At 38.1% G+C, this 23,642-nt stretch carries 28 protein-coding genes and 2 tRNA genes; 6 read left to right on the top strand and 24 right to left on the bottom strand.

Annotation, left to right across the window (positions count from 1 at the left end):
* Positions 1-2: 2 nt before the first annotated feature.
* Positions 3-79: transfer RNA gene (locus tag ACYQ73_RS26775), tRNA-Met, on the top strand.
* A 6-nt stretch (positions 80-85) separates the two neighbouring features.
* Positions 86-157 (top strand) — tRNA-Glu (locus tag ACYQ73_RS26770).
* Positions 158-240: 83 nt separating this feature from the next.
* On the opposite strand, the gene ACYQ73_RS26765 is transcribed toward ACYQ73_RS26770, so the two are convergent.
* Positions 241-378, bottom strand: coding sequence for a hypothetical protein (locus ACYQ73_RS26765; protein WP_460015233.1), 138 nt, complete (start codon positions 376-378; stop codon positions 241-243).
* Positions 379-520: 142 nt separating this feature from the next.
* On the opposite strand from ACYQ73_RS26765, the gene ACYQ73_RS26760 reads away from it, so the two are divergent.
* Positions 521-772 (top strand): hypothetical protein, encoded by a 252-nt coding sequence (locus ACYQ73_RS26760; protein ID WP_460015232.1) that lies wholly within the window; start codon positions 521-523, stop codon positions 770-772.
* A 151-nt stretch (positions 773-923) separates the two neighbouring features.
* Here the strand turns inward: ACYQ73_RS26760 and ACYQ73_RS26755 are convergent, their stop codons facing one another.
* From ACYQ73_RS26755 to mfd, 9 genes are all read right to left on the bottom strand, one after another.
* The gene (locus tag ACYQ73_RS26755; protein ID WP_054612548.1) at positions 924-1,370 is read right to left on the bottom strand and encodes a S1 domain-containing RNA-binding protein; all 447 of its coding nucleotides are present in this window, start codon (positions 1,368-1,370) and stop codon (positions 924-926) included.
* Positions 1,371-1,504: 134 nt separating this feature from the next.
* The gene (locus ACYQ73_RS26750; RefSeq protein ID WP_460015231.1) at positions 1,505-1,969 is read right to left on the bottom strand and encodes an FtsB family cell division protein; all 465 of its coding nucleotides are present in this window, start codon (positions 1,967-1,969) and stop codon (positions 1,505-1,507) included.
* A 17-nt stretch (positions 1,970-1,986) separates the two neighbouring features.
* Positions 1,987-2,478, bottom strand: coding sequence for a spore cortex biosynthesis protein YabQ (gene yabQ / locus ACYQ73_RS26745; RefSeq protein WP_460015230.1), 492 nt, complete (start codon positions 2,476-2,478; stop codon positions 1,987-1,989).
* Positions 2,475-2,774: a sporulation protein YabP gene (gene yabP / locus ACYQ73_RS26740; protein ID WP_004229167.1), complete on the bottom strand. Its 300-nt coding sequence runs from the start codon at positions 2,772-2,774 to the stop codon at positions 2,475-2,477. The genes yabQ and yabP overlap by 4 nt, the downstream gene beginning before the upstream one ends.
* A 154-nt stretch (positions 2,775-2,928) precedes the next feature.
* The gene (locus tag ACYQ73_RS26735) at positions 2,929-3,219 is read right to left on the bottom strand and encodes an RNA-binding S4 domain-containing protein (protein ID WP_132364343.1); all 291 of its coding nucleotides are present in this window, start codon (positions 3,217-3,219) and stop codon (positions 2,929-2,931) included.
* Between the two features lie 4 nt (positions 3,220-3,223).
* Complete coding sequence (gene yabN / locus ACYQ73_RS26730) at positions 3,224-4,684, bottom strand: bifunctional methyltransferase/pyrophosphohydrolase YabN (RefSeq protein WP_460015229.1); 1,461 nt, start codon at positions 4,682-4,684, stop codon at positions 3,224-3,226.
* Between the two features lie 9 nt (positions 4,685-4,693).
* A complete protein-coding gene (locus ACYQ73_RS26725) occupies positions 4,694-6,316 on the bottom strand; it encodes a putative polysaccharide biosynthesis protein (RefSeq protein WP_460015250.1) in 1,623 nt (540 codons plus the stop codon).
* Between the two features lie 147 nt (positions 6,317-6,463).
* Positions 6,464-7,000, bottom strand: coding sequence for a stage V sporulation protein T (gene spoVT, locus ACYQ73_RS26720; RefSeq protein ID WP_402934797.1), 537 nt, complete (start codon positions 6,998-7,000; stop codon positions 6,464-6,466).
* A gap of 517 nt (positions 7,001-7,517) precedes the next feature.
* Positions 7,518-11,030 carry a transcription-repair coupling factor gene (gene mfd, locus ACYQ73_RS26715; protein ID WP_460015228.1) on the bottom strand — a complete coding sequence of 1,171 codons (3,513 nt, stop codon included), beginning with the start codon at positions 11,028-11,030 and terminating at the stop codon, positions 7,518-7,520.
* A gap of 125 nt (positions 11,031-11,155) precedes the next feature.
* Between mfd and ACYQ73_RS26710 the strand changes: the two genes are divergently transcribed.
* Positions 11,156-11,329 carry a hypothetical protein gene (locus tag ACYQ73_RS26710; protein WP_460015227.1) on the top strand — a complete coding sequence of 58 codons (174 nt, stop codon included), beginning with the start codon at positions 11,156-11,158 and terminating at the stop codon, positions 11,327-11,329.
* A gap of 127 nt (positions 11,330-11,456) precedes the next feature.
* On the opposite strand, the gene ACYQ73_RS26705 is transcribed toward ACYQ73_RS26710, so the two are convergent.
* Positions 11,457-11,684, bottom strand: a complete 228-nt coding sequence (locus ACYQ73_RS26705; protein ID WP_132364328.1) for an anti-sigma-F factor Fin — start codon at positions 11,682-11,684, stop codon at positions 11,457-11,459.
* 153 nt (positions 11,685-11,837) lie between these two features.
* Here ACYQ73_RS26705 and ACYQ73_RS26700 point away from each other — a divergent pair, with 153 nt between their 5' ends.
* Positions 11,838-12,017: a hypothetical protein gene (locus tag ACYQ73_RS26700; protein ID WP_460015226.1), complete on the top strand. Its 180-nt coding sequence runs from the start codon at positions 11,838-11,840 to the stop codon at positions 12,015-12,017.
* A 7-nt stretch (positions 12,018-12,024) separates the two neighbouring features.
* On the opposite strand, the gene pth is transcribed toward ACYQ73_RS26700, so the two are convergent.
* Both pth and ACYQ73_RS26690 read right to left on the bottom strand, forming a co-directional pair.
* Positions 12,025-12,585, bottom strand: a complete 561-nt coding sequence (gene pth, locus ACYQ73_RS26695; RefSeq protein WP_460015225.1) for an aminoacyl-tRNA hydrolase — start codon at positions 12,583-12,585, stop codon at positions 12,025-12,027.
* Between the two features lie 267 nt (positions 12,586-12,852).
* Positions 12,853-13,443: a 50S ribosomal protein L25/general stress protein Ctc gene (locus ACYQ73_RS26690; protein ID WP_460015224.1), complete on the bottom strand. Its 591-nt coding sequence runs from the start codon at positions 13,441-13,443 to the stop codon at positions 12,853-12,855.
* Between the two features lie 46 nt (positions 13,444-13,489).
* Here ACYQ73_RS26690 and ACYQ73_RS26685 point away from each other — a divergent pair, with 46 nt between their 5' ends.
* Positions 13,490-13,759: a hypothetical protein gene (locus tag ACYQ73_RS26685; RefSeq protein WP_460015223.1), complete on the top strand. Its 270-nt coding sequence runs from the start codon at positions 13,490-13,492 to the stop codon at positions 13,757-13,759.
* Between the two features lie 294 nt (positions 13,760-14,053).
* On the opposite strand, the gene ACYQ73_RS26680 is transcribed toward ACYQ73_RS26685, so the two are convergent.
* The 11 genes from ACYQ73_RS26680 to ACYQ73_RS26630 form a co-directional block, all read right to left on the bottom strand.
* Positions 14,054-15,013: a ribose-phosphate diphosphokinase gene (locus ACYQ73_RS26680; RefSeq protein ID WP_053485323.1), complete on the bottom strand. Its 960-nt coding sequence runs from the start codon at positions 15,011-15,013 to the stop codon at positions 14,054-14,056.
* Positions 15,014-15,037: 24 nt separating this feature from the next.
* Positions 15,038-16,408: a bifunctional UDP-N-acetylglucosamine diphosphorylase/glucosamine-1-phosphate N-acetyltransferase GlmU gene (gene glmU / locus ACYQ73_RS26675; RefSeq protein WP_460015222.1), complete on the bottom strand. Its 1,371-nt coding sequence runs from the start codon at positions 16,406-16,408 to the stop codon at positions 15,038-15,040.
* Positions 16,409-16,614: 206 nt separating this feature from the next.
* The gene (gene spoVG / locus ACYQ73_RS26670) at positions 16,615-16,917 is read right to left on the bottom strand and encodes a septation regulator SpoVG (RefSeq protein WP_460015221.1); all 303 of its coding nucleotides are present in this window, start codon (positions 16,915-16,917) and stop codon (positions 16,615-16,617) included.
* Between the two features lie 410 nt (positions 16,918-17,327).
* Positions 17,328-17,702: a RidA family protein gene (locus ACYQ73_RS26665; protein ID WP_460015220.1), complete on the bottom strand. Its 375-nt coding sequence runs from the start codon at positions 17,700-17,702 to the stop codon at positions 17,328-17,330.
* Positions 17,699-18,532 (bottom strand): pur operon repressor, encoded by an 834-nt coding sequence (gene purR / locus ACYQ73_RS26660; protein WP_132364310.1) that lies wholly within the window; start codon positions 18,530-18,532, stop codon positions 17,699-17,701. The genes ACYQ73_RS26665 and purR overlap by 4 nt, the downstream gene beginning before the upstream one ends.
* A gap of 56 nt (positions 18,533-18,588) precedes the next feature.
* Positions 18,589-19,455 carry a 4-(cytidine 5'-diphospho)-2-C-methyl-D-erythritol kinase gene (ispE, locus tag ACYQ73_RS26655; protein WP_460015219.1) on the bottom strand — a complete coding sequence of 289 codons (867 nt, stop codon included), beginning with the start codon at positions 19,453-19,455 and terminating at the stop codon, positions 18,589-18,591.
* 532 nt (positions 19,456-19,987) lie between these two features.
* Positions 19,988-20,170 (bottom strand): small, acid-soluble spore protein, alpha/beta type, encoded by a 183-nt coding sequence (locus ACYQ73_RS26650; protein WP_323651183.1) that lies wholly within the window; start codon positions 20,168-20,170, stop codon positions 19,988-19,990.
* A gap of 109 nt (positions 20,171-20,279) precedes the next feature.
* The gene (gene veg, locus ACYQ73_RS26645; protein ID WP_049667356.1) at positions 20,280-20,540 is read right to left on the bottom strand and encodes a biofilm formation stimulator Veg; all 261 of its coding nucleotides are present in this window, start codon (positions 20,538-20,540) and stop codon (positions 20,280-20,282) included.
* Positions 20,541-20,698: 158 nt separating this feature from the next.
* On the bottom strand, positions 20,699-21,580 hold the full coding sequence (gene rsmA / locus ACYQ73_RS26640; RefSeq protein ID WP_460015218.1) for a 16S rRNA (adenine(1518)-N(6)/adenine(1519)-N(6))-dimethyltransferase RsmA: 882 nt from the start codon (positions 21,578-21,580) through the stop codon (positions 20,699-20,701).
* Positions 21,573-22,139 (bottom strand): ribonuclease M5, encoded by a 567-nt coding sequence (gene rnmV / locus ACYQ73_RS26635; RefSeq protein WP_460015217.1) that lies wholly within the window; start codon positions 22,137-22,139, stop codon positions 21,573-21,575. The genes rsmA and rnmV overlap by 8 nt, the downstream gene beginning before the upstream one ends.
* Positions 22,140-22,362: 223 nt before the next feature.
* A complete protein-coding gene (locus ACYQ73_RS26630; RefSeq protein WP_460015216.1) occupies positions 22,363-23,574 on the bottom strand; it encodes a ubiquitin-like domain-containing protein in 1,212 nt (403 codons plus the stop codon).
* Positions 23,575-23,642 lie beyond the last annotated feature (68 nt).

Raw genomic sequence — 23,642 nt, 5'->3', positions numbered from 1 at the left:
ATGGCGGCCTAGCTCAGCTGGCTAGAGCGTACGGTTCATACCCGTAAGGTCGGGGGTTCGATCCCCTCGGCCGCCACCATAATAAGGCCCCTTGGTCAAGTGGTTAAGACACCGCCCTTTCACGGCGGTAACACGGGTTCGAATCCCGTAGGGGTCATCTCAAATAGGCGTCTCAGAACAATTTCTGAGGCGCCTATTTTTTTGCAGATTAAAGTCGGATACTAGAAACATCGAATTTATTTATTTTTTTACTACCTGAGATCCTGGAGCAATCAGTTTAGGGACGTCCTGCGATAATGATTTCACGTGCTGTTGTTGTTGCTGTCGCTTCGCTTTCGCACAGATAAAACCCTGTTGTTGCTGTCGCTTCGCTTTCATACATAAAAAATACTCATTGCTCCTAACGCCCCTCGGAAAGGCCCCAGCTGAAACGGAAATCAACTCAAGTTATGGTGATGAACATAAAAATATGGCATACTAATAATGAAAAAAAGCATGTAAACTAGGAGGTTTATTCCCTTTGGGTTCATTAACTAAAGCTGCTTTAATTTGCGGAAGTGGCTCTATGATTATTCTCGTATCTATTCTTATTAATTTACCATTTGTCGTACAAATATTTTTACTCCTTACCGGATTAGCGGTTAGTGTTTACGGTGTGTTTTTACTTGTCAAAATGGTCGTTAAGCCAGCCGAAAAACCTTTAGAAACATTAACAGAACAAGCACCCGCGCAAGCTCCTAAAAAGAAGAAAAGACCGACATCCACGTTGTAGGACGGCACGTAGATCCTACTAGAATGATTATTATGACTTATAGTTAGATGAAATGTAGGCAAAGATTATTAAAAAAAGGGACTAGCTTTATTAAAAAGCTAATCCCAAATCTATTTAATACACTTTTTCTACGATTAAAACAGTCAGCAAACTACCCTCTTCTAGCTCCACGACCACCGCGTTTTGATTCTGTAGCACGTTTAAGTGTTGCTAGGCGTTCATCACTATCTTTTAAGAAACGCGCCATTTTTTGCTCAAAATTCTCTTTTGGCTGATGACGATCGTTGCGATCATTAGAACGATTATCGCGACGTGGACGTGCTGGACGCTCTGGACGCTCTGGTCTCTCTGGTCTCTCTGCTTGAGGCTTTGCTTTACGGATTGAAAGACCGATCTTTCCGTCCGCTTCAACATTCATCACTTTTACTTCAACTTCATCTCCAACTTTTAGATGCTCATTGATATCTTTTACATAATTGTCAGCAACTTCACTGATGTGTACTAAGCCTGTTTTGCCGTCTGGCAGCTCAACGAATGCTCCAAAATTTGTGATTCCTGTTACTTTACCTTGTACCTTGCTGCCTACTTCAATTGACATAAAAAAAATGCTCCTCCTTAAAAATTAAGCGACTCATTTGAGTCATGTAATCAATTTAATCAAACTTTTTACTACAATAAGTTTCTCTTTTCATTATATATAACAATAAAAGAGTGTCAACAATACATAGCTTTTCAGTCTTCTTTTTTACCTTTCTTTTCTGATATGCTGTCTTTTTTATCTTTTTTCTCCGGTATATCGCCTTTTTTATCTTTTTCGTCCGGTATAATGAAAATTATTTCACCTTTTTCGGATAGAAAATAATCTTTGCGTAATAACTTTGCGATATACTCATCATCCTCTAACTGTTTAATTTTAAGATTTAACGAATCTCGCTCATCTTTCAATTCAGAAAGACGCTCCTTCGCTTCAACCTTTTTTTGCTCTTTTGCAGCTAGCGTTTCATTTTGATTCAAAAGTATATTTAAGAGAAAGGCAATAATAACGACTGGTACAACCGCAAAAAAAGCAATCCGGCGCATTTTCCGTTTTCGCGCTTGAATTTTACGATTTATAGCTTTATCCGTGTTACGGACATAGTCATTATCAAGTTTAGTATAGTTTTGTTGGTCATCATTTGATGAACGACGTTTAGGCATGCCCGCACCTCCGAAAATTATTGTTGTCTTTTATTATACTTGATAAATCGAACTTTTTTAAAAAAAGTGTTGGACAAATACGAATAAATTTTGACAAAAGGTCTTAAAAGAAACGCTCCAATACTTATTAAGAGGTTAAAAATTTGTCGAATGATAGCACTTATTAATCGTATGATGAACCACAGGGGTCTCCAGGTTATATTCACCAAAACCCTTGCGACGAAACGTAAAAAAGTTTGAAAAAACGTTTGATACAAAAAAATTCCGGCTATTTGCGCTAGCGGGTCATAAGCCCGCCAAGCGCCATCTTTTAGCCAAAATAATAAATAGTATGTCAGGCCACCGAGCAGAATCCAGGTAAGTAATTCAAATACCATCATCCATCTTCGAAGGCTTGACCTTTTTGGAGTTGAAAAAACAATGAGCCTTACACTATCAATAATGAACCCGACTGCTATACCGCTCAAAACCATGACTAATAGCTGAACAAATTGTTCACTAACAATCATCCAAACAATTTATGAAGGAAACCTTTCGAGAAGCCACTTTCCTCCTCGTCGTACTGCAAAGTTTTTACAGTTCCTTCAAGTGTTAATAACCCTTTGTCAACATCTAAATGAACGATATGCAGTTCTTCTCCACGGATTAACAAATGCCCTTGGGACGTCTTGATAAAAAACTCTTCCTGATCAAAGCGTTCAATCGATTTTACAGAAGTCATGTCCATTCTTTTACGATTACGAATCGTTAAAATATGTTCTCCAGATGGAATTGTGTAACGGTTACTTTCTTGATGTAGCGTCATTTTTTTCCTCCTTTAGTCGTCCTAGCTTCTGTTCACTTTATGCGGACAACCTTCAAAGCATGACAACTTTATTAAAGTTGCTACACTTTTATCTCCAGCACGTTTATGGCAAAAGCCAATCGACAACCTCAGAAGACTCCTACACTATTATTAATTAGTCCTCGTCATCAATAAATTCAGGTTCTATTTTTTCAAGACGCTCTTCCTTTAAAATAGTAAACATTTTTGCGGCATCTTCTTTTTTCACCGTATCACGTAATTCCTCTACACGCGCTGTCACAATTTTTTGTCCAAAACGAATAGCTAGCTCATCGCCAGCTTTAACAGCACTACTAGCTTTCGCGACCTTATCATTGATCGTAATACGACCTTGGTCTGCTACTTCCTTCGCTAGTGTACGGCGTTTAATTAAACGTGATACCTTTAAAAATTTATCTAATCGCATATTTTTACTCCTTTTCTAGCTGCTTCGCTTCATTCCAGAAAGCATCTAATTGTTCTAATGTATAATCAGAAAATGGCTTTCCACTTTCCTTTACCTTTGCTTCCACATAACTAAAGCGTCTCGCAAACTTCTCGTTCGCATGTAACATAGCCTCTTCTGGAGATAGCTTGTAGAAACGCGCTAAATTCACAAGTGTGAACAAAACATCTCCAAACTCATCAAGACGTGACGCATTTGTACCTTTCGTCACCTCATTACGAAATTCCTGCCATTCCTCTGCAAACTTGTCCCATGCGCCACCTACATCAGGCCAATCAAATCCTACCTTCGCAGCTCTTTTTTGATAATTATATGCTGTTTGTAGAGCAGAGGACGCCCGGTATTCCTCTTTTAATAGCGGTTTATCACTTATACCCTTTTCTTCCGCTTTTATAACTTCCCAATTTGCTACAACACCCTCAGCATCTTCAACCGATACATCTCCAAACACATGCGGGTGTCGACGAATCATTTTTTCACTTATTGAAGCTAATACATCTTCTAATGTAAAGTAACCTTGATCTTCTCCAATTTGTGCATGAAGGAACACTTGTAACAGTACATCTCCAAGCTCCTCGATCATCGCAAAGTCATCCTCTGCATCTACTGCTGCCAAATATTCGTGTGCTTCTTCTAGTAAATATTTTTTCAGTGACTCATGTGTTTGCTTTTGATCCCACGGACAGCCATCCGGACCTCGTAAAACAGCAATAATTTGACGGAACGTTGTCCAGTCTCTTAAAGCGTCCTCTTGTGTTTTCACAGGTGGCACATACACCGTTGTTAAATTGTCCACCTCAACGCTTTGGTCGAGCTCATAAAGTGGTACCGTCACTAATTTTTCCTGTGACGAGCCAGCTGCTGTAACGACTGTAACAGGGTATTCGTCATCATATTTCTCCATTAACGTTAGCTTTACTTCTGATGCGCTAAATGTATCATATACTTGGGCTATTAAAATATGTTGACGCATGTTAATGTCATGCATAGAAAAGCTAGTGCCATCCAGCAGTTGAAAACCCTCAATTGGGTCGATTTTTAACGCGCCAAATATTGGATCTAAAAAGCTTTGCCCACCTTCTATGACAAGTTTCACTTTTCCCTCATCCGCAGCGGCAATAAGCAATTGTACAGTCTGCTCTGCGACAAGTGGATGCCCCGGTACAGCGTACATGACATCTTCATTTGCCGTAGCAGCCACAAGCTTTTCTGCAATTTCCTCATACACAGGCTGGAACGAGTTATGTTTTTCATAGACTGCGTCAAAGCTTTCAAATTGTAAGCCCTCAGCTGATAATTCTTCCAATACAGGATGGTCCACTGTACGAACATATAATTTCCTAGCCGCTTTTAGTTTTTTATAGACCCCCATTTGCAGCTGATTAAAATCACCTGCACCTAGACCAATAACTGTTAAAGTATTCAATCAATCCACCTACTTCTTTCGATTTAACCATAATTGATAAACTGCCATTTTGCGCCCAAACGGTAGTAAGTACCACTCTTTTTCGACTAGCACTCGTAACTTAGCAATTATGGTGATCATTACAAACGCTCCTAAACATACGGCTGAAAAACCCGCTACCACTGCGACAAATCGAGGTGATAAAAATTGGTTTAACAACGATGGTATAAACTGTAGCCAAACTAGCACTACAGCTGCCATACTAAGTGATGCAATTCCAACTTTTTTATAAAAATTGGATGGCGCTAATTGAATGCCAGTCATTCTTTTTAAATAGAAAATAAGCATTAGGGCAGTAAACAAAAGACCTACATTATTAGCAATTGCCGCACCTAATACACCAAATACACTAATTGTCAGCACATTCAATATTATTTTTACTATAAAACCTATAATCAAAAATAAAGCCGGCTTTTTTAATTTCCCATAGCCTTGCAAAATAGCTGTAAATGTTAAAATTATAGACAACGGCACAATTTGTAATACATATACCATAAGTACTTCCGACAGTGCATCTGTTTTAAAGAGCATTGCATTAATATAAGGCATGACGAGCATAAGACCTAGATATGCTGCCCATCCAAATAATATAGACGCTTTATACGTTAATTGTATAAACGGTATTGCACTACGGCCTTCCTGTTTTTTGGACATATGCGCGACAAGGGGCACAATAGCAAGTGAAAGTGAAGAAGCAATGACAACTCCGAGCTGTACCAAAGGCTGCCCACGGTCATAAACACCTTTTGTTGCCTTAGCTACCGTCTGATCCATTCCACCATCTATTAATAGTGAATAAATTGTAAAGGAATCAACTAGCTGATAACCAAGTAACAATAGGGCACTCATGCTTACACTTAAACTTAGCAATGTAACCTCTTTTATAACGGTAAAACTTTCGATACGCGGTTGTTGTTTCTTATCATTAAACAAACCAAAACGTTTTTTAAAAATAAAAGCAAGTAATACAAAGCCTACAATTTCACCAATAACTGTACCTATGATGGCCATTCGCCCTGCGCTATATAGTGATTCTGTTGTCTTCATAATGATAAATGTTCCTGCTATAATGACAGATACTCTCACAGCTTGTTCAAGGACTTGCGCATAAGCAATCGGCTCCATAATGCCTCTCGATTGGAAGCCACCCTTTAAAATAGCATGAGCTGGCATGACAAGTACTATAAATGAACCCGTCCGTATTAAAGGTGCAAGCTGAGTATCGCCCATGAGCTGTGCAATTATTTCAGCACCACCAAATAAAGCAACAAAAAACAACAATGATAGCACTGTTAAATAACGAAAAACAATACGCATAATACCGTTTCGTTTCTGATTTCGCTCTAGCGGATCTATAATACAATCATTATCTGCAAGCATTTTAGAAATGGCTACTGCAAATCCACTAGCTGTCCATACGACAAAAATAGATATAACTGGATACACCTGCTGATAAATATAAAATCCTTCATCACCAACAAGATTTTGAAAAGGCACACGATAAATTGCACTAAGAACCTTCACAATAAGAGCAGCAATTGTAAGTAATGCCGCGCCTTTCATGTAGCTTTTCATGCCAAAACGTTCCGACATAAATTGCCCTCTTTCTTCTTTAACAATGCCAATAGTATAGCATATCTCCAAAGTTTGACGCGCGCGGGTAGCACTACCATAAAACTATGTACGAAAAAAAGTTATTGTTCAGCCTAAAAAGGTCAGCGCAATAACTTTCAATTCTCATCAACTATTCATTTGTTTAGCTAAGAAGTTAGCAGCTGTTTCAGCAACTTTCACTTCAACTTCACCGATAAAATGTACTTTAGACAAAATGATAATACAGCCAATCGGATCACCGTTTACCATAATAGGTGTTGCACAATAAGACTTCACTTGCTCATATTGTCCAGGAACAATCTCGATTGTTGTTTCCATTTTTTCTATTTTTGTTGAACGTTCGTCCATAAAACTTTCCGCAAAGGATGTAATACGACGATTAATATACTCTTTCTTACCGATTCCTGAGACAGCAATTACTTCATCTCGGTCGGTTACAAACGCAGGAGTACCTAACGTTTCATATAATGTTTCTACATATTCTCTTGCAAATTCTCCCAAATCGTTAATTGGAGAATATTTCTTTAAAATAACTTCGCCTTCACGGTCTGTATAAATTTCTAGTGGGTCACCCTCACGAATACGTAACGTTCTACGAATTTCTTTTGGAATAACCACACGCCCTAAATCATCAATACGACGAACAATTCCTGTTGCCTTCATTCTTAATCCTCGCTTTCGCTACAATGAAATTTTTTCAATTTTAGTATGGTTTTTTATGAAGCAATCTATGCAAAAACTGAAGAAAAAGGATTTCACATCCAACAATATTTTCAAAAAGTCCTTTAATCCTAAGCAAATACTTCTAACATGTAGAATTTTCAACTTCAATCAACTTATCTTAGATTAACCACAAAAACAATTTTTTATAAATAATTTATAAAATAATTTTAACAAGAAATAATAATAATCCAATCTTTACTATTGAGTCAATAAGACAAAAGGAGGTTTATCACAAAAGAATCATAACAAAAAGTGATACTTTCACCCTCATTTTCCCTTCTATCTGGCTCCTGAGTCTCAATTCGTGATATTAATCTCTTAGGAGCCACACAGTCTACAGTTCACTTAACAAATGAAGATAAAGCGCCACAACATTCACAGAGATTTCCTTGTAATTTTTTGTTTTTCAACAATAAAAAGCTGATCATTATCCTAGGAGATAAGATCAGCTTTTCTTCTATTGTTGTTTTTTTGCGTCAGCAATAATATGCATCATTTCTTCTAAAATATCAAAGGGTTGATATTTCCCACACTTTCGTTCATCAATCGTTAATTTCAATTGCATACCATCCATACCAAACCCGACAGCGCGTTCAAATTTCATTGATTTCTCAACAATTTTACCGCCGTCAACTTGCCCTGTACCTTCTTGAGACAACAATATTGTGATGATTTTTTGCTTTTCTTTTACAGACAATACACCTGTACCTAAGCCCCATACCTTCATACGCGCAATTCGCAGTAAACGCTCTGTTTCAATTGGAAGATCACCAAAACGATCCTGTAATTCCTCTATGATTTCGCTGTACTCCTCCACTTGATCCATTGCTTTTATACGTTTATACATTTGAATTTTTTGATAGCCGTCAGGAATGTATACATCCGGGATATACGCATCCACACTCAATAAAATTTCAATGTCAGGCTTCTCTTCTTTTTTCACGCCTGTCTGGCGCTCAGCAATCGCCTCTTCCAGCATTTGTGAATACAAGTCAAAACCGACAGAATCAATAAAGCCATGTTGCTGTGCACCAAGTAGATTTCCAGCACCACGAATAGATAAGTCACGCATAGCAATTTTAAATCCTGAACCTAACTCTGTAAATTCTTTAATCGCCTGTAACCTTTGCTCTGCTACATCCGTAAGAACTTTATCACGTTGATACATAAAGTAAGCATACGCCACCCTATTAGAACGCCCAACACGCCCACGCAATTGATAAAGCTGCGCTAAGCCCATTCGATCAGCATCATGAACAATCAATGTGTTAACGTTTGGTATATCCACACCTGTCTCAATAATGGTTGTCGTTACAAGCACATCATAGTCACCTTCTAAAAAGGCTAATATAACAGATTCTAATTCTGATTCCGTCATTTTGCCATGTGCATGCCCAATACGCGCTTCTGGGACAAGCATTTGAATTTCATCAACCTTACGAGCCATATCTTCTACACGATTGTATAAGTAGAATACTTGCCCACCACGCGCCATTTCTCTCTCAATAGCTTCCCGCACTAACGCACCGCTATGCTCCATTACATAAGTTTGCACTGGGAAACGGTTTGCTGGTGGCGTTTCAATTACCGATAAATCACGAACGCCTACCATCGACATATGAAGTGTTCTTGGAATCGGAGTTGCCGTTAGCGTTAATACATCTACATTCGTCTTAAGTTGTTTAATTTTTTCCTTATGTGTTACACCAAAACGTTGCTCCTCATCAACAATCAGCAGCCCGAGTTCTTGGAATGTTAAATCTTTAGATAAAATCCGATGCGTTCCAACGACAATATCAACTTGCCCTTCTTTTAAACCCTTTAACGTTGCTGTTTGCTCTTTTTTTGTGCGGAAACGAGACAAGAGACCTACATTAATAGCAAAGTCTTGGAATCTCTCACGAATCGTTTCGTAATGTTGCTGTGCTAAAATCGTTGTCGGCACAAGGAAAGCTACCTGCTTGCCATCTTGAATTGCTTTAAATGCCGCACGAATCGCTACCTCTGTTTTGCCGTACCCTACGTCTCCACATACAAGACGATCCATCGGACGCTCACGCTCCATATCACGTTTTACTTCGATAATGGAACGTAGCTGATCCTCTGTTTCTTCATAAGGGAAAGAAGCCTCAAAATTGCGCTGATCGTCGTTGTCAATCGCAAATGCATGGCCTTTCTCTGCTTCACGTTTCGCATACAGCTTAATTAAATCATCAGCAATATCTTGCACAGCAGAGGATACCTTTGCTTTAGCTTTTTTCCACTCTGCTCCACCTAATTTATGTAGCTTCGGTTCTCGGTCTTCAGATGCTACATATTTTTGGATTAAATCTATTTGCTCTACTGGAACATATAACTTATCATCTGCACGGTATCGAATGTGTAAGTAATCCTTATGTGTACCATTTACCTCTAATGTTTCTAAGCCTATATATTTCCCAATACCGTGATGTACATGTACAACATAGTCGCCCGGTTTAATTTCTGTATAGCTTTTAATACGTTCTGCATTCGTCATTTTTTGAGGACGTGCTTTTTTCTTCGTCTGTTGTTTAAATAGCTCATCCTCTGTGACAATCACCAAGCGTTGTAGTGGTAATTCAAAGCCACTAGATAGTGAGCCATCCACAATATAAATACCCGCTTCTGTCGGCTTACCCATTGTCGTATGAATATCATATTCTCCAAGCATTTGCTGTACACGTTTAACACGATCTTTATCTCTCGCAACAATTAGAACTGTAAATTTACCAAGCAGCCAGCGTTCAATCTCACTTTGTAATAATGACATTTGGCCATGAAATTGTTGCATTGGCTTGCAAGAAAAGTTCGTCGTCTTATTAAAGGATACACCTGCAAATGTTCGTGAAAATAATGAGAAATATAGTTTTTGTTGAGACAGCATTGCTAGAATTTCCTTCAAAGAGAATGCCGGCTTTACATCATGTACCATTTTTCCTTCTTCAATTAATGATAAAAACCATTCATCCTCTTCACGCTCCCAGGCATCCATAACCTCCTGAATACGTCCGAGCTCATCAAACAGCACAATGCCATCATGTACAAAATAATCTCCTAAATATGATGTTTTCTCATACAATAACGAACCATATTTATTTACATAGTCTGGTAAATTGCCTTGCTGTAACAATTCAATGTCATATTGAATATGCTGATACAGTAATTCCTTCGTCTCCTGCTTTTTGACTTTCTTTAAACTTGTCGCTAATGCAGCTTCTAAACGGCCTGCCAATGCCATTCTTTCTTCCTTTGTCAAAATAACTTCTGATGCTGGTAGAATACGAACCTTCTGCAATTTATCAATGGAACGTTGATCGTCCGCAGAAAATGTTCGAATCGAGTCAACTTCCGTATCAAATAATTCTATACGAATCGGTGCCTCTAAATATGGTGGATAAATATCTAATATCCCTCCACGTAGCGCAAACTCTCCAGGTGTTGTCACCATCGAATTACGCACGTACCCCATCTCTACTAACGTTTGTAGCCATTCATCAATCTGAATATCTTCGCCTACTGCAATTTGTAAAAAATACTGTAGCCAATGCTCTTTAGGCTGCATCATTTTGCGTAAGCCCGCAACTGGTATCACATAAACTGCTTTTTCCCCTCTAGCTAGGCAATCAAGTGTTGCAATACGCTCAGCACGTAACTCTGGAGAGGCAACAGACAAATCGGCAGCAATAAACTCATCGGCAGGATAATAATGAACGTGCTCCTCACCTAAAAGTCCCGCCAGCTCGTCAACCATTTTTTGCGCCTGCAATAGATTAGGAGATACAATATAAATAGGTTTTTTTACATATTCAAATAACGCATCGACCATTACCGGGCGCGCGCTCCCTGTTAATCCTGTTATAAGCTGTGTTGCAGAATGACCGCTCTGAATCTCCTGTAAAAATGAAGTGATATGTTTGTCCTGCATCACAAGCTGTCGTAAAACTTCCAATGTCAAAAGCTCCTTTCAGCGCATAATTCTATTCGCAATTACTAGTAATCTAGTACTATAATACGCATCTTTATTGTATATTTTATCATTTATGCCTCGGCATACTTGTGTTCGGAATCAGCTTTGTGCTTAGACCTGCAGATGTTTTTTGTGCGAAAGCGAAGCGGCAGCAACACGAAGTTGGTCACTCAGTCATTGCCACAGGACGTGGCGTTCTTAGACTGAGTTCCTCTATTTCAGCGGATGTTTGGAACCCGCTGAAAAGTGACTTAAAACCGCATTCATCTCACCACCTATAAAGTTGGGAGACTTCTATACCTGCCGCTACAAAAAACATTTGTAACTGCCGTTTCACTTTCGTTACCGAAAAAAGTTAAATGGAAAAAGCTTTGAACGCACGTGATGTGCGCCAAAGCATCCTTCCAATCATTGAATCCATTTATTGAGTGCATGATAATCTGGATATTGTTTCAGCGAATCCTCACATTGCTCACAAATGCAGTGCACCGTCGTGTGACCATGCTGATCTTTCTCAACATAATCATCCGCTTCACCCATTTCGAAAATATGTAGTTTTCGAATTGTATCATCTGCATCAAATGGTAGTGTTCCTATTTCTACTTCACAATGCCGACATCGATAGCGAACTGACATCTCCAAATCATCCTCCTTTAAGCAACTTACTACTTAAAGTATAGACATTTCTAAAACAGATTATGCACTTCCAATTTTGCCTTAGCATCATTTAGAATATAGAAACTGGGTGTTAATTTCCGTACCAACCGGGCGCTTTCCTGGGGGCGTTCAATGAGCCAATTAGGTCAACAGATGTTTTTTGTGCGAAAGCGCAGCAACAGATGTTTTTGCGCGAAAGCGCAGCGGCAACAGCACGATGTTGGTCACAAAGGCGTTATCACAGGATGTGATGGTTTTAGCCTTCGTTCCACTATTACTGATCCTAAAAGAGTCGCCCAGTCTCCACTTTAATCTATTGTTACCCGTTAAAGCGATTCATCACATCAAGAAATGGCTTTGAAAGAGATTCTTCTACAGCATTTACACTTTTTTCAATAGCTTCACCAACAATGACTTGATCTTCTTTCGAAAATTTTGACAACACATAATCTGCTACCTTCATACCAGCTGGCGGGCGATTAACCCCCACACGTATGCGATTAAATTCTTGTGTTCCTAAATGCTGAATTAATGATTTAATACCATTATGCCCACCCGCACTTCCTTTTTGACGCAGGCGTAATTTCCCTGTTTCTAAATCTAAATCGTCATAAATAACAATTAAGTCTTCCACATCAATATCAAAATAGTTCATAAGGGGCCCAACACATTCCCCCGATAAATTCATATATGTTAAAGGTTTAACAAGTAGAACCTTTCCTTCAGGACGATGTACCGTTGCATACATACCATTAAACTTTGAATTAGTTAAAGGTGCACCCCATTTTTCTGCTAATGCATCAATAACATCGAAGCCAATATTATGTCTTGTATGTTCATAAGGCTTACCCGGATTTCCTAAACCAACGATAATTTTCATAAGTACCCCTCTTCTTTCAAATCTAATAGTCATTATTTTACCATATCATGCACTAAGAAAGCAGTCTGTACAGTTTTTGAAAGTAAAAGTTCAATAATGGCTTGATATTATTAGAAATCCTCACTTTAACCATACATATCGGTAAAATAATACATGCTGTAATTAAAGAAGCAAAAGCAAACATACGAATAATGTCGGCCAATAAATGCAAAAGGCTACTAAAGAAGTTTTTAACCTTCCTTAGTAGCCTTTCCTTAACATATCTTTTTACTCTTGTTCCTGTGCAATGTCTGCCGTTTCCTCAGCAACTGCGACTGGAGCCATAATTGTTACCAATGTATGACCATTTTCACTGATAATATCAAAATCAATCGTATCTCGAATATCTGCTACCGTAATTGTTTCACCAATTCTCAGTTCAGTAATATCAACTTCAATAGCTTCTGGTATATCTGCTGGTTTTACATTAATTTTCACATCTAGATTAGGCTGCATTAATATGCCACCCACACTAACTCCAATAGACTCTCCAACAAGTTTAATAGGCACTTCCGCTTCTATCGCTTCGGACATATCAATTGCTAAAAAGTCGATATGATTTACTTCATCTTTCATAGAGCATTGTTGAATTTCTGATACAACAACATTCACTTTATTACCATCTAACTCCATCGAAAACACACCGTTTTGTCCATTCTTTTGAATGGATTTTCTGAATTCCTTCGCTGAAATAGAAATTGGGGTCGAATCTAATTTATAGCCGTAAATAACTGCAGGAATGGCTCCCCCTTTTCTAAGTTGGGTTAATGTCGAACGGTGCCCAGCTTCGCGCTTTTTAACACTTAATACTGTACTCATATCTATACTTCCCCTTCCAAGAAAAATTATTTACGCCTTATTATAAATGTCACTACTAGCTCCACTTTCGCTACCAACACATTTACTGAAAGAAGTTAAATCAATGACATTTGATAAGGCTATAATAATATTTACTACAATTTTAGCTCATCACCATTACGTGGGGTTGATTTCCGTTCCAGCTGGGCGCTTTGCCGCTGTCGCACAGAGCAAAGCTTCCTGGGGGCGTCCGATGAGCCGCTTGGGCCAACAGATGTTTTTTTCGCGAAAGCGTAGTGCTAACATAGCGGCAGCAGCACCGATGTTGGTCACGTAGGCGTTATCACAGGATGTGATGGTTTTAGCCTTCGTTCCTCTGTCGCTATTCCCCAAGGGGTCGCCCAGCCTCCACTCCAATCAACTTATTCATAACTTACGTTTTAACAAAATATATCCCAACCTTAGGCGGTAAACTATTTTTTATAAAGTAGTGTAAATATTATTAAGTCACAATTACCATATACCCTTTTATAAGAAAATTCAAACAAAAGAAACCTAGAAAAAGGACAAATCTACTTACAAACGTAGATTTGTCCTTAATAAGCCACATATCGGGATCTGTTTATTTATATTAATCAAATAGAGTACTTACAGATTTATTTTCATAGACACGAGAGATTGCATCTGCCATCAATTTAGCTACTGAAAGCTCTGTAATTTTTGGAGATTTTTTCTCTTCAGGAAGTTGGATTGTATTTGTTACAACTAATTCTTTAATCGAAGAGTTTTCGATACGCTCGATTGCTGGACCTGATAATACAGGGTGAGAACAGCAAGCATAAACTTCTTTCGCACCAGCTGCACGTAATGCATCCGCGCCGATTGTAATCGTACCTGCAGTATCAATAATATCATCAATTAAGATTGCCACTTTACCATCAACATTACCAACAATGTTCATTACTTCTGCAACATTCGGTTTCGGACGGCGTTTGTCAATAATTGCAATAGGTGCTTTTAAACGTTCTGCCATTTTACGAGCACGTGTTACACCACCATGGTCTGGAGAAACAACAACGATTTCATCCTCTGGGATACCTTTTGATTTAAAGTAATCAGATAATAAAGGCACTGCCATCAAGTGGTCGATTAAAATATCGAAGAAACCTTGGATTTGAGGTGCATGTAAATCTAAAACGATAACTCGTGTTGCACCAGCTGTTTCAAGTAAGTTTGCTACTAATTTAGCTGTAATTGGCTCGCGTGCTTTTGCTTTGCGGTCTTGACGAGCATAGCCATAGTAAGGCATTACAACGTTTACTGTACGAGCAGATGCGCGTTTTACAGCGTCTACCATAATTAAAAGCTCCATTAAATGTTCGTTTACTGGTGCAGAAGTAGATTGCACGATAAACACATCACAACCACGAATACTTTCTTCAATGCTAATTTGAACCTCTCCATCGCTGAAGTGCTTAACAGAAGATTTACCTAATTCAACACCCATTTCTTGAGCAATTTCTTGAGCAAGTGGATTATTGGAATTAAGCGAAAATATTTTTAATTGTGAGTTTGCATAATGATACGGCATGATGGCCTCCTGTTTAGTTGATAATTATTTTGAATTTAATTTACTTACGTAATTCGGTTTGTTTTCTTGTCTTGCACGAGCAATCGCAAGTGCATCCTCAGGAACTTCTTTTGTAATTGTAGATCCTGCTGCAATAAATGAACCTTTTCCAACTTTCACTGGTGCTACTAAGTTAGTATTACATCCTACAAATACATCATCTTCAATAACTGTTTGGAACTTGTTTTTCCCATCATAGTTCACTGTAATGGAACCACAGCCAATATTAACATTACTTCCGATTTCAGCATCGCCAATATAGCTTAAGTGTGATACTTTCGTGTCATTACCTAGTTTACTTTTCTTCACTTCTACAAAGTTACCAATCTTCACATGGCTACCAATGTCAGAAAGTGGTCGAATATGCGCAAACGGTCCAATTGCTGTTTCTTCTGCAACAACGCTTTCACGCACAACAGAAGAATGCACAGTTGTTCGGTCCCCAATACGGCTATCTACGATTTGTGTGTTAGGCCCGATTATACAATCTTCACCGATAACAGTTGTACCTTCAATCATAGAACCTGGTTGGATGATTGTATCACGACCAATCATTGCGTCCACGCTAATATAAGTGGCTTCTGGATTAATAATTGTGACACCGTTACGCATATGCTTTTCATTAATTCTTGTACGCATTAGCGTCTCTGCTTGAGACAGAGCAACACGATCATTGACACCAAGTGTTTCTTCAAAATCTTCCGTTACAAACGCTTCAACGACATCGCCTTGTTTTTGTAAAATTTCAATCACATCAGGTAAATAATACTCACCCTGCGCATTGTCATTTTTCACAAGCTTCAATGTCTCAAATAACGCTTTATTATCGAAGCAATATGTGCCCGTATTAATCTCTTTAACTAATTGCTGCTCTGTTGAAGCATCCTTTTGCTCAACAATTTGCTCCACTTGTCCATTGTCGCCACGTAAAATACGACCATAGCCTGTTGGGTTTTCAGCAATAGCTGTTAAAATCGTTGCTTTAGCATTCTTTGCTTGATGATGTTCGAACAAAGCTTGCATCGTCTCAGGACGAATAAGTGGTGTATCGCCACAAACAACTAATGTTGTCCCTTCTTCGCTACCTAAAATTTCCTCAGCCTGTTGTACAGCATGAGCTGTCCCTAACTGTTCAGCCTGTAAAACAAACTCGCTTTTATCGCCGAGCTGTTGTTTCACCTTTTCTGCACCATGTCCTACAACCGTTACAATGCGATTCACATCTAACGTTTGAATGTGATCCACCACATGTTGTACCATTGGCTTCCCACATACTGGATGGAGCACTTTATATAATTTGGACTTCATACGTGTACCTTGACCTGCAGCCAAAATGACAGCAAAAATGTTGCTCATCTGTAAGTCCTCCAATACGCTCATTTTCTCTTATGACTATATAGCAAAATCCATCTATTTTCAAGGCATGTTGACTTGACAAAAAGATGAATTCCTAAATCAAACGCACCTTATGCTCGAATGTTAATATGTACGTCCTAAAACTGCTCATTTTCTCTTATTCTCAAAATAAAAAGAACTCTCCAATTACGAAGAGCTCTTTTTAACTATACGCCAATTCCTTCTAATTCTTCTGCTTTTTCTGTTGCTTCTACCTCGCTTGAATTATGGTACTCGTTTAAAATAATCTCCTGGATTTTATTACGAGTAGTAGAATTGATAGGATGCGCAATATCTCTAAATTCACCGTCTGGCGTTCGTTTACTTGGCATAGCAACAAACAAACCTGTATTGCCATCAATCACACGAATATCATGAACTACGAACTCATTGTCAAGTGTAATGGAAGCAATCGCACGCATGCGACCATCCGTCTGTACACGACGTAATCTTACATCAGTAACTTCCATTTTCTCACCACCTCTCTTCTTAGATGCCTAAATGAAAACATAATATTCTTTATTACCGAATATTTTCCTTTTTCTAGTCTATCAAATTATCTAAAAAATTTGAATACTTATTAGTATAATATTTCCTTTAATTTACTTTAATTTTGACAATTGTTTGTCAGTTGCCATTTCAGTTTGGTATGACTTTGAACGTAATTGTGGGTTAACGATTCCAACGTTTCACAGTAAAACGAGTTTACTTTTTGGAGTTTTATGAGCAAGTTTGTTATCTTTATCAGCGATTGTTGCTTTCGTACAAAAAACATCTGTAGCTGACGTTATACTTACGCTACAAAAAACATTTGCTGAATGAAAATAAAAAAACCCACTAAAAGAGCTAATCACTCTCTTTTAGTGAGCTTAAAAAATTCTTATTTAACGATGGCAATAACTTCAATTTCTACGCTCACATCTTTTGGTAGACGTGCAACCTCTACTGCTGAACGAGCTGGTTTATGTTCGCCAAAGTGGCTAGCATATACTTCATTCATTGCAACAAAGTCATTCATATCCTTCATAAAAACGGTTGTTTTAATAACATTGTCCAAAGATGATCCAGCAGCAGCTAAAACTGCTTTTAAATTTGCAAATACTTGATTTGTTTGAACGGTGATATCGCCTTCCACTAATTCGCCTGTTGCTGTTAGTGGGATCTGACCTGAGCTATAAAACATGCCATTTACAATAATCCCTTGAGAATATGGTCCGATTGCTGCTGGTGCATTTGTTGTTGCTACTACTTTCATTTGTCATTTCCCCTTTTAGAAAAATAGTTACCTTCACTTAATGCAATTGTACGGTCTTTTTCATTGACCTCATGAAGCTTTACTAGTGAATAATAATCATCTACTAAAGTTTCGTCTGCATGCTCAGCCTCTACAAGCACTGCAATACCTGCTAGCTGACAGTCAAATTCCTCTAATAGATTTTTCATGCCATTCATTGTACCACCGACCTTCATAAAGTCGTCAGTAATAAGCACTCGTTGTCCACTCTTCATGCTTCTTTTTGATAATACCATTGTCTGAATTCTTCTGGAAGAACCAGATACATAGTTGATGCTGACTGTAGAGCCTTCAGTTACCTTACTATCTCTTCTGACAACAACAACTGGTACATTTAAATGTCTTGCAATCGCGTGGGCAATAGAAATCCCCTTTGTTGCGACAGTCATTATGACGTCAATTTGTTGATCAGCAAATGCGGATGCAAATACCTTTCCAACTCGATTAATTAAATCTGGATTGCCGAGTAAGTCCGTCATAAATAAATAACCGCCTGGTAACAAACGATCTGAATGCTCAAGCTCCGCCTTTAAATCATCAATAACTAAACGGACCTCAGCCTCGGACATTTTAGGAATATACTTAACTCCTCCTGCAGCGCCCGGTACTGTCATCAATAACCCGATTCCTTTTTCTTCGAAAGTTTCTTTTACAATCGTCAAATCTTCACTAATAGAAGACTTTGCAGATTGATATAGTTCAGAAAAATAAGTTAGCGGGATCAGCTGATGTGGATGTTCTAGTAAATAGTACGTCATATCAACTAGTCGTTCACTACGCTTCCATTTCATGCGACCCTCTCCTAAACACGAATATTTATAGGTAAAATTAACATAAATTTGCGGTTTTAAGCAAGCGTATTTCGCTCACCTAAAATCCGAACGGCATATACTTCTTCGCAAAAACCACGTAAACCATTATAAATTCGGCTCACTCGAGCTTCACTATCCACTAAACCAAACACCGTCGGACCGCTTCCACTCATTAATGTTGCATCTGCTCCAAAGCGTTTCATTTGTTCCTTTAACATGACTACTTCTGGATGTAGCTTAAAAGTTACAGTTTCCAAAACATTTCCTAACGATGCACATAGTAGCTCATAATCTTCCGTTTCAATAGCATGAATCATTTGCTTCGTATTTGGATGTTCTAACCCTTCAACCTTTAATCCTCCATACACTTCTGCAGTAGAGACACCTATTTTAGGCTTAGCTAAGACTACCCAACAGTTTGGTGGCGCAGGCAATTCCTGAATTTTTTCTCCACGCCCCGTTGCTAATGCTGTACCACCATAGACACAAAATGAAACATCCGAACCAATTTTCGCACCTAATTCAGCTAACTCATCTATAGATAACCCTAAATTCCACAGCTCATTTAAACCCTTCAGTGTAGCAGCCGCATCGCTACTGCCACCTGCTAACCCTGCTGCGATTGGTATTTCCTTTTCTATAGTAATGGATACACCTTGTCCAATGCCGTATGTATCTTTAACTAGACGCGCTGCCTGATAAGCAAAATTTCGGTGATCATTTGGCACGAAATTATCAGTAGAAATTATTTCAATTACGCCATCTTCTCGAGATTCTAAGCAAATACGATCAGCTAAATCCACAGTTGTCATGACCATCTCTACCTCATGAAAATTATCTGGTCTTTTATAAAGTACATCTAATGTTAAATTTATTTTTGCAGGCGCCTTTACATAAAGCATCTTTCTTCCTCCTTATAGCTACACTTATCAATTACACATTAGCGCAATTGGCTGACGCTTCGCCCTCGCACAGATAAACAATGCTCCTAATTTTAAAATTAAAGCTACCGATGAAGGTTAGTAAGCCTTATCGCATCATGCATAAAGTTAGGCTAACCTCCTAGCTTGTCCTTTAAACCGTAACATCTGACAGATCATTCAGTTTGATATTTTAATACACACTGAATAGAAATTACACTTTGTCTGCCTTTAGATGTAGGAGTCTTCTGTAACTGTTACAAAACATCAGTAGCTGGCGTTCACTTCGCTATATAAAACATTTTCTGAATGAAGATAAACCTGTCATTCATCTTTCATAAGATTATTCATTTTATTTTACCATAATAGGAATGCGAAAATGGAAAAAAAGAACCGTATACCCCTATTTGGTGTAACGGTTCTCTTTCGTCAGTCGTGTTGTTGTGTATACAGGAAGTTTTCATCCCTGTAATTGAAGTTTCAAAATAATAAGTGGTCTATTTTCACAAAGAGGCTACTTATTATTCTCTTGCTCACTACTTGCTCTTTCAGCCATTTCGATGGCACGTTTGACCATATTGCCGGCGTCTCGAGCTTTTATGCCGCCCCAGCCTTCTCGTTGCACAACATCATAAAATCCAAGCTCTTTAGCGATCTCTTCCTTTAAACGAGGTGACATGATACCTTTTCTAGGCATATAAACTCCTCCTTAACAACTGACGATTTTAGTATGCCCCAGAAAACGCAAAACACTCATGTAGTTTTTATACATGAGTGTTTCAAAATATAGAAATAAGTACTAGAAACTATTTTGCGATAGCAGCTTTTGCTTCGTCTAAAAATGTAATCTCTACTGCCTCAGTTAAAATATCTGTGTAACTATACGATACGCGCTTGCACGTATTGTCCTCTTGATCAAGCTCAACCACAAAGATAGCGCGATATGTCTCACGCAATACCCCTGCACACTCGACCGTTTTCTTGCGACCTCCGTTTGCTCTTAACTGCAAACGTTTACCCAAATGACAATCCAACGACTTTTTAATGTCCGCTAAAGTTTTTGGCATTTTCGCTTACACCTCACTAATAAATAGTATAAGCGATTCGCCCAAAAATGTCAACAAAATATAATATTTTATCAGCCTCTAATAAATATTGTCAACTTATTTTTCATAAAAAAGACATGTTTTTTTTACTTATACTCAAAAAAGTTAACAAAAATTTTTTACTTTGCAAATGTAGGGTATAGTTCATCGGCTAATTTTCCAAACTCTTGAATGCTTAGGGTCTCTCCTCGACGTGTTGGTTCAATATTTACCGCTTTTAAAGCATCCATAATTTTTTCTTTGTGTACCTTACCATTTGGTAAACCTGATTGTAAATTATTGAAGATCGTTTTTCGTCGTTGTACAAACGACGCACGAGTAACTACGAATAAAAAATCCTCATCAATCACGTTTACTGGAGGTTCATCATGCTTAATAAGACGGATTACTGCAGAATCCACATTTGGCTGCGGCATAAAAACAGTTTTCGGTACCGTCATGGCAATATCAGCCTTTACATAATATTGAATCGCAATTGATAAAGAACCGTACTCCTTCGTTCCAGGTTTAGCTGTAATACGATCTGCAACCTCCTTTTGCATCATGACAACGAAACCGCGAATCGGCAAACGATCATTAAGTAATTTCATTAAAATCGGTGTCGTTACATAATAAGGTAAGTTCGCTACAACCATAATATCCTCAATTCCTGGCATCTCTTCCTGAATTACTTTAGCAACATCCGCCTTTAAAACATCTGAATGTACAATAGTTACATTATTATATGGGCTAAGTGTGTCTTCTAATACAGGTAATAATCGCTGATCAATTTCAAAAGATACAACCTTTTTTGCACTTCTTGCTAAATGCTCTGTTAATGCTCCAATGCCAGGACCAATTTCGATTGCACCACTATTTTCTGTTAAATTTGCATGACTAACAATATTTCGTAAAATGTTCGGATCTATTAAAAAATTTTGACCTAAGCTTTTTTTAAATGAAAATCCATATTTTTTTAAAATTTCCTGTGTTCTAATTGGTGTTGCAATATCCTTATGCATCGTTTTCCTCCTGATCTAACTGTGCGATTGCCGCACCAAATTGCTTTTCTGTAATTTGAAACATTTTCAATCTTTTATGAAGTTGTTTGCCGTTTGTTGCACCAATATTCAAAATTTCTCCAAGACGATCACGTCGAGTCTTCGCCCGTGGATGACCAATTAAATGTGCCGTCATTAAATCTTCGAGCGTGATATCATCTGTTGTTGGCTCATCCTCATTAGGGGTATAGACATGTTGCAGTGCCTCGCGTATATCTTCATCTGCTGCATGCTCAATGCCTAGTCCTTTACCGTTTTTCGCAATTGTTTTGGCTTTCGGTAAAAAAGCGTGTTTTACATCTTTTACACGCTCCTCGATAATGGAACGAATTCGACGTCCTGGATAATCTGGATCAGTAAAAACAATAACACCTCTTTTATCCTGTGCATGTTGAATTCTCTTCAGTGTTTCCTCTGAAATAGCCGACCCATTTGTTTCTATAGTATCTGCTTGTACAGCTCGCTTAATAGCTGTTGTATCATCTTTTCCTTCAACAACAATGATTTCTTTTATTTGCAAAAAGGCTCCTCTTTTCTACCTTATCTTCAGACCATTTTACAACTGCACTGTACGATTGTACAGAATTACACGGCTATTCACCTTTTTATAATATTCTCCCCTGATTTTGCTATTGTTGATCCTTCAGGATAAATTACTTAAAAAAATAAAAAAGCTTTCCCGCCAGTCAAAACAGGAAAGCTACTAATAGTGAAAAACATTTTTGATTAATTTTACAATTTTTTTAATTTAATACTTTTATACGCACTTTCCTTACTCCCCAATTACTAGCTTGGGATTCAGATTGTACAAGTATGTCGATCCGATTACCCTTAATTGCACCACCAGTATCTCCTGCAATAGCTGTTCCATAGCCTTCAACCCAAACTTTTGAACCAAGCTTAATAACAGAAGGGTCTACAGCTATTACTTTCAACCCAGATCCTGATTTTAAATTAATTCCAGTGGCAGATATCCCCGAGCAGCCGTTACAATTAGGTGTATAAGCGGTTGCCGTTACATAAAATTCTTTACCACTAGCTGGCTCTGATGAACCACGTGATACAGTCGCAGCACTAGCTACTACAGTTTTAGTACCTACTACAACCACTTGCTTTTGCGATTCTTTTACAACTTTTTCTGATTGTAGATTTTTAGCTACAACTTGGCCATTCTCTTTTACGACTTCGTACGTTTTAGTCATTAATCCTTTTTGGCCTGCTGTTACAACTTTTTGTTTTCCTTTTTGCAATGAAGCATCCTGCTTCTTTTCAATTGCGAAATCTAAAGATTCTTCCACTACATCGATAACCTTTTCTACGCGAACTACTGTGATTTTACTCTGTGGAGTGATTACGTCCTTCAGGTTATTCTCGACACGATCGAATTCATTTAGTTGAATTCCTTGTTGTTTTAAAAAGTTAGCGACCGTAGTCGAAGTGGACCATACTTGTCTCTCGTTTACGCCATCGACAAGCGATACTTGAAACGCTTTTTGAATATCGATCTTGTTGTCTGCTCCTATTTTTGTATCTAGACCTTGAACTAATGAGTCATGCTCTGATACTTCAATATTTGCTTCTTTCAAAATGTCTTTCACTTGTGTTTCAGTTGTCCAAACTTTTGACTGATTTCCATCAACTGAAATAGTTACTTCTTTTGCCTGTTCCCATGAAATTGCTAATCCATTAACAATTTTGGTGTTCAGAGAGGGTGATATTTTGTCATGCTCTGCTACGTCTATATTTTGATCTTGTAATAATTGTTCTACAGTTTTGGCATGTGTTGTTACTTCGATTGTTTCTCCGTTCGCATCAAGCGTTACGGACTTTTTAGTACCTTGATAAAGTACAAAAGAAATTACAGATACAAACAGGACAAGTGAAATAATGCTTATCACTGTTTGCTTACTCCTCAATGATCCTAAGAACAAGTTTTTCATGGAATTATTTGACATGAAAAAACGCCTCCTTAATACAAAGTTGGATTATACGTACTAGATTTGGCACTGTCAACCCGAATGTA

The sequence above is a fragment of the Lysinibacillus sp. CTST325 genome (assembly GCF_054665055.1).
The sequence above is the reverse complement of the archived record's forward strand: the minus strand, read 5'-3'. Positions and strand labels throughout refer to the sequence as shown.

Excerpts from the sequence above, each read along its gene's own strand:
- ACYQ73_RS26665 (WP_460015220.1), bottom strand. The coding sequence starts at position 17,702 with ATGAAAGTAGTAGCAACAACAAATGCACCAGCAGCAATCGGACCATAT.
- purR (WP_132364310.1), bottom strand. The coding sequence starts at position 18,532 with ATGAAATGGAAGCGTAGTGAACGACTAGTTGATATGACGTACTATTTA.
- ACYQ73_RS26630 (WP_460015216.1), bottom strand. The coding sequence starts at position 23,574 with ATGTCAAATAATTCCATGAAAAACTTGTTCTTAGGATCATTGAGGAGT.
- ACYQ73_RS26680 (WP_053485323.1), bottom strand. The coding sequence starts at position 15,013 with ATGCCGTATCATTATGCAAACTCACAATTAAAAATATTTTCGCTTAAT.
- veg (WP_049667356.1), bottom strand. The coding sequence starts at position 20,540 with ATGCCAAAAACTTTAGCGGACATTAAAAAGTCGTTGGATTGTCATTTG.
- ispE (WP_460015219.1), bottom strand. The coding sequence starts at position 19,455 with ATGCTTTATGTAAAGGCGCCTGCAAAAATAAATTTAACATTAGATGTA.
- ACYQ73_RS26685 (WP_460015223.1), top strand. The coding sequence starts at position 13,490 with ATGTCACTACTAGCTCCACTTTCGCTACCAACACATTTACTGAAAGAA.
- spoVT (WP_402934797.1), bottom strand. The coding sequence starts at position 7,000 with ATGAAGGCAACAGGAATTGTTCGTCGTATTGATGATTTAGGGCGTGTG.
- yabP (WP_004229167.1), bottom strand. The coding sequence starts at position 2,774 with ATGACGCTACATCAAGAAAGTAACCGTTACACAATTCCATCTGGAGAA.
- ACYQ73_RS26725 (WP_460015250.1), bottom strand. The coding sequence starts at position 6,316 with ATGTCGGAACGTTTTGGCATGAAAAGCTACATGAAAGGCGCGGCATTA.
- pth (WP_460015225.1), bottom strand. The coding sequence starts at position 12,585 with ATGAAAATTATCGTTGGTTTAGGAAATCCGGGTAAGCCTTATGAACAT.
- ACYQ73_RS26700 (WP_460015226.1), top strand. The coding sequence starts at position 11,838 with ATGAGCCAATTAGGTCAACAGATGTTTTTTGTGCGAAAGCGCAGCAAC.
- ACYQ73_RS26705 (WP_132364328.1), bottom strand. The coding sequence starts at position 11,684 with ATGTCAGTTCGCTATCGATGTCGGCATTGTGAAGTAGAAATAGGAACA.
- ACYQ73_RS26765 (WP_460015233.1), bottom strand. The coding sequence starts at position 378 with ATGAAAGCGAAGCGACAGCAACAACAGGGTTTTATCTGTGCGAAAGCG.
- ACYQ73_RS26650 (WP_323651183.1), bottom strand. The coding sequence starts at position 20,170 with ATGCCTAGAAAAGGTATCATGTCACCTCGTTTAAAGGAAGAGATCGCT.
- ACYQ73_RS26690 (WP_460015224.1), bottom strand. The coding sequence starts at position 13,443 with ATGAGTACAGTATTAAGTGTTAAAAAGCGCGAAGCTGGGCACCGTTCG.
- rsmA (WP_460015218.1), bottom strand. The coding sequence starts at position 21,580 with ATGCATAAGGATATTGCAACACCAATTAGAACACAGGAAATTTTAAAA.
- ACYQ73_RS26735 (WP_132364343.1), bottom strand. The coding sequence starts at position 3,219 with ATGCGATTAGATAAATTTTTAAAGGTATCACGTTTAATTAAACGCCGT.
- spoVG (WP_460015221.1), bottom strand. The coding sequence starts at position 16,917 with ATGGAAGTTACTGATGTAAGATTACGTCGTGTACAGACGGATGGTCGC.
- ACYQ73_RS26750 (WP_460015231.1), bottom strand. The coding sequence starts at position 1,969 with ATGCCTAAACGTCGTTCATCAAATGATGACCAACAAAACTATACTAAA.
- yabQ (WP_460015230.1), bottom strand. The coding sequence starts at position 2,478 with ATGATTGTTAGTGAACAATTTGTTCAGCTATTAGTCATGGTTTTGAGC.
- glmU (WP_460015222.1), bottom strand. The coding sequence starts at position 16,408 with ATGAGCAACATTTTTGCTGTCATTTTGGCTGCAGGTCAAGGTACACGT.
- ACYQ73_RS26755 (WP_054612548.1), bottom strand. The coding sequence starts at position 1,370 with ATGTCAATTGAAGTAGGCAGCAAGGTACAAGGTAAAGTAACAGGAATC.